Raw genomic sequence first — 4,146 nt, forward strand, 5'->3', positions numbered from 1 at the left:
GCCGAAGCCGGAAACATCCGGCTTCGGGCGGGAGAGGGTTCCCGACCGTGTCCTTGCCGCGTTTTCTTCAAGCAAAACCGGTGTCCACTTTCGCTAAAAATGCTCCAGAGAGCCCGCCCATGCTCCTCGTTCCCTGCCCCTATTGCGGACCGCGCCCCGAGGTGGAATTCCACTGCGGCGGCGAGGCCCATATCGCCCGCCCGGCCGACCCCGGCGCCCTCGATGACGCCCGGTGGGCCGAATATCTCTTCGTGCGCGCCAGCACCAAGGGCGTCCACGCTGAGCGCTGGCTGCATTCCCACGGCTGCGGCCGCTGGTTCAACGCCCTGCGCAACACCGTGAGCGACAGCTTCCTCGCGAGCTACGAGATGGGCCAGCCGCGCCCTGCCCTTCCCCCAGAAGGAGGCAAATGAGATGGCCCAATCCAATCGCCTCCCGAAGGGCGGCCGCATCGACCGCACGAAGCCCCTCGCCTTTACCTTCAACGGCAGGACCGTCGAGGGCTTTGCCGGCGACACGGTGGCTTCCGCGCTCATCGCCAACGGCATCCGCCTGGTGGGCCGCTCGTTCAAGTATCACCGCCCGCGCGGCATCCTCACCCACGGCTCCGACGAGCCCAACGCGCTCTTGAAGGTGGATCGCGGCCCCGGCCGCACCGATCCCAACAACCGCGCCACGGTGATCGAGGCGGTGGGCGGCCTGAAGCTGTCCTCGCAGAACCACTGGCCCTCGCTGGAGCACGATATCGGCGCGGTGAACGACCTGATGTCGCCCGTATTGGTGGCGGGCTTCTACTACAAGACCTTCATGTGGCCGCGCTCGTTCTGGGACAAGCTCTACGAGCCGAAGATCCGCGCGGCAGCCGGCCTCGGCGTGGCGCCGGACGTGGCGGACGCCGATCGCTATGTCCACCGCAACGCCCATTGCGACGTACTGGTGGTTGGCGCGGGGCCGGCCGGCCTTGCCGCCGCGCTCGCCGTCTCGGAAACCGGCAAGCGCGTGATCCTCGCCGACGAGCAGGCGGAGATGGGCGGCAGCCTCCTGGCCGAGCGCACCGCCACCATCGACGGCATGTCCGCCGCGCAATGGGTGGCGCAGGCGCTGGCGACGCTGGCCGCCCGCGCCAACGTGACCCTTCTGCCGCGCACCACGGCCTTCGGCTATTACAACCACAACCACGTGGTGCTGACCGAGCGCGTCACCGACCATCTGGAGAAGCCCGACCCCAAGCTGCCGCGCGAGCGGCTGTGGCAGGTGCGGCCGCAAGAGGTGGTGATCGCCACCGGCGCCCACGAGCGCCCGCTCTCCTTCGCCGACAATGACCGCCCCGGCATCATGCTGGCGGAAAGCGTGCGCGCCTACATCAACCGCTACGGCGTGGCGCCGGGCCGGCGCATCGTGTTCGCCACCAATGGCGCCTCGGCCTATGCCGCGGCGGCGGACGCCAAGGCCGCCGGGCTCGACGTGACCATCGTGGACACCCGGCCGGAAAGCGCCATCGGGCCGGAGAAGGCGCTGGCCTCGGGCATCGAGATCCTCGCCGGCCACACCGTGGTCGGCTCCACCGGCGGCAAGGGGCTCACCGGCCTCATCGTGGCGCCCTTCACCGCCGGCAAGGTCGGCGCGCGGCGCACCCTGCCGTGCGATTGCGCCGGGGTCTCGGGGGGCTGGACGCCCTCCGTGCACCTCCACTCCCAGTCGCGCGGCAAGCTCGCCTTCCGCGAGGACATCGACGCCTTCGTGCCCGGCACCCCGGTGCAGAAGGAGCGCTCGGCCGGCGCCTGCAAGGGCACCTACGACCTTGGCGCCATCCTCGCCGAAGGCTGGGCCGCCGGCAGCAGCGCGGCGGGCGCGGACGGCACCCGCCTCTTCGCCGCCGCCCCCGCCACGCCCACGGGATTTGCCCCGGCGCGGGTGCTGCCCACGGACGACGATCCCAAGAAGGTGCGCGCCTTCCTCGACTTCCAGAACGACGTGACGGCGAAAGACATCCGCCTCGCCGTGCGCGAGGGCTTCGAGAGCGTGGAGCATGTGAAGCGCTACACCACCAACGGCATGGCCAGCGACCAGGGCAAGACCTCCAACATGGCGGCCCTCGGCCTCTTGTCGGAAATTTTGGAAAAGCCGGTGCCCCAGGTGGGCACCACCACCTTCCGCCCGCCTTATACGCCGGTGACCTTCGGCGCCATCATTGGCTCGGCGCGTGGGGCCTTGTTCGACCCCATCCGCACCGCGCCGCTGCATGAGTGGGCGAGCGAGCACGGGGCGAAGTTCGAGAACGTCTCCCTGTGGCGCCGCGCCTGGTATTTCCCCAAGGCGGGGGAAGACATGCACGCGGCGGTCGCGCGCGAATGCAGGGCGGTGCGCGAGGGCGTGGGCATCTTCGATGCCTCGACGCTGGGCAAGATCGAGGTGAAGGGGCCGGATGCGGCGGAATTTCTCAACCGCATCTATCCCAATGCCTGGCTGAAGCTGGAGAGCGGCAAGTGCCGCTACGGGCTGATGCTGAAGGAAGACGGCTTCATCTTCGACGATGGCGTCGTCGCCCGCCTCGCCCCCGACCTGTTCCATGTGACCACCACCACCGGCGGCGCGCCGCGCGTGCTCGCCCACATGGAGGATTATCTCCAGACCGAGTGGCCGGACCTCAACGTCTTCGCCACCTCCACCACCGAGGAATGGGCGGTGATCGCCCTTCAGGGTCCCCGCGCCCGCGACGTGCTGGCGCCCTTCGTCACCGGCATCGACCTTGCGCCTGCGGCCTTCCCCCACATGGCGGTCCGCGTCGGCGAAATTTGCGGCGTGCCGACCCGGCTCATGCGCGTGTCCTTCACCGGCGAGCTGGGCTTTGAGATCAACGTGCCGGCGGACCACGCCCGCGCGGTGTGGGAAGCGCTGTTCGATTACGGCCAGCGCTTCGGCATCACCCCCTACGGCACCGAGGCCATGCACGTGCTGCGTGCCGAGCGCGGCTTCATCATCGTCGGCCAGGAGACCGACGGCACGGTGACGCCGGACGATCTCGGCCTGTCCGGCATGGTCTCGAAAGTGAAGCGCGACTTCGTGGGCAAGCGCTCGCTGGCGCGCCCCGACATGGCCCTTGCCGACCGCAAGCAGCTGGTGGGCCTCGTCTCCCGCGACGGCCGCACGGTGCTGGACGAGGGGGCGCAGATCGTCGCCGATCCAGCTCAGGCGGTGCCCATGACCATGCTGGGGCACGTCACCTCGTCCTATCTCAGCCCCAGCCTTGGCCATCCCATCGCGCTGGCGCTGGTTGCCGGCGGGCGGGCGCGCATGGGCGAGACCCTGCATGTCACCACCCCCACCGGCTTCACCGCCGTGACCGTGACGGCGCCGGTGTTCGTCGATCCCGAAGGCAAGCGCGTGAACGGCATCCAGAGCGAAGGAGTGCTCCATGCTTGATACTCCCACCACCGCCCGCCGCACCCCCATCCTGCCGGCGGGCAAGGGCGGCATCGTCTCCCCCCTGCCCCCGGCCGATCGCTTCGTGCTGCGGCTGAGGGGCTTTTCCGGCACCGCCGGCGGCTTCGACCTCGCCGGCGCTCTCAACACCGCCCATGGCACGCCGGAGCGCTTCGCCGCCCGTCTCGGCCCGGACGAATGGCTGCTGGTGATGCCCGAGGGCGAAGGCGCGGCCACCCGGGCGGCGCTGGAGGCCGACCTTGCTGGCCGCTTCTTCTCGCTGGTGGCTGTGGGGCACCGCAATGTGGGCATCGCCGTCACCGGCCCTAACGCGGCGGACGTGCTGAACGCCGGCATCGCGCTGGACCTTTCCGATGCCGCCTTCCCGCAAGGCTCATCCACCCGCACCCTGCTCGGCAAGGCCGACGTGGTGGTGGTGCGGCTGGGTTCTGGCTTCCGGGTGGAATGCTGGCGCTCGTTCGCGCCCTATGTGTCCGGCTTCCTCACCGAGGTGGCACAGGAATTCGCCTGATCGCGGGGGTCGGGTGAAAAGAAAGCGCGGGACGGAGGCCATCCGTCCCGCGCTTTTTGCTTGGGTTTTTTGGAGCGTCATGCCCGACCGCGCGATCTGCTCCCTCTCCCGCGTGCGGGGGAGGGTTGGTGTGGGGGCAGGAGCGCCGGGGCAAAGCCCAGCGGCAGGAAAAGCGGCAGTCGCCCTCCCCC

General features: G+C 69.7%; 3 protein-coding genes. All 3 read left to right on the plus strand.

Annotation, left to right across the window (positions count from 1 at the left end):
- Positions 1-119: 119 nt before the first annotated feature.
- The 3 genes from K9U40_RS22140 to K9U40_RS22150 are packed head-to-tail and all read left to right on the plus strand — an operon-like array spanning position 120 to position 3,955.
- Positions 120-413: a sarcosine oxidase subunit delta gene (locus K9U40_RS22140; RefSeq protein WP_282892273.1), complete on the plus strand. Its 294-nt coding sequence runs from the start codon at positions 120-122 to the stop codon at positions 411-413.
- A gap of 1 nt (position 414) precedes the next feature.
- Positions 415-3,423 (plus strand): sarcosine oxidase subunit alpha family protein, encoded by a 3,009-nt coding sequence (locus K9U40_RS22145; protein WP_282892274.1) that lies wholly within the window; start codon positions 415-417, stop codon positions 3,421-3,423.
- Positions 3,416-3,955, plus strand: a complete 540-nt coding sequence (locus K9U40_RS22150) for a sarcosine oxidase subunit gamma (protein ID WP_282892275.1) — start codon at positions 3,416-3,418, stop codon at positions 3,953-3,955. The genes K9U40_RS22145 and K9U40_RS22150 overlap by 8 nt, the downstream gene beginning before the upstream one ends.
- Positions 3,956-4,146: the final 191 nt, after the last annotated feature.

Origin of the sequence: Xanthobacter autotrophicus, assembly GCF_030015065.1 — a bacterium.
GTDB lineage: Bacteria > Pseudomonadota > Alphaproteobacteria > Rhizobiales > Xanthobacteraceae > Xanthobacter > Xanthobacter autotrophicus_D.

Coding starts and splice junctions, on each gene's coding strand:
- K9U40_RS22140 (WP_282892273.1), top strand. CDS start 120: ATGCTCCTCGTTCCCTGCCCCTATTGCGGACCGCGCCCCGAGGTGGAA.
- K9U40_RS22145 (WP_282892274.1), top strand. CDS start 415: ATGGCCCAATCCAATCGCCTCCCGAAGGGCGGCCGCATCGACCGCACG.
- K9U40_RS22150 (WP_282892275.1), top strand. CDS start 3,416: ATGCTTGATACTCCCACCACCGCCCGCCGCACCCCCATCCTGCCGGCG.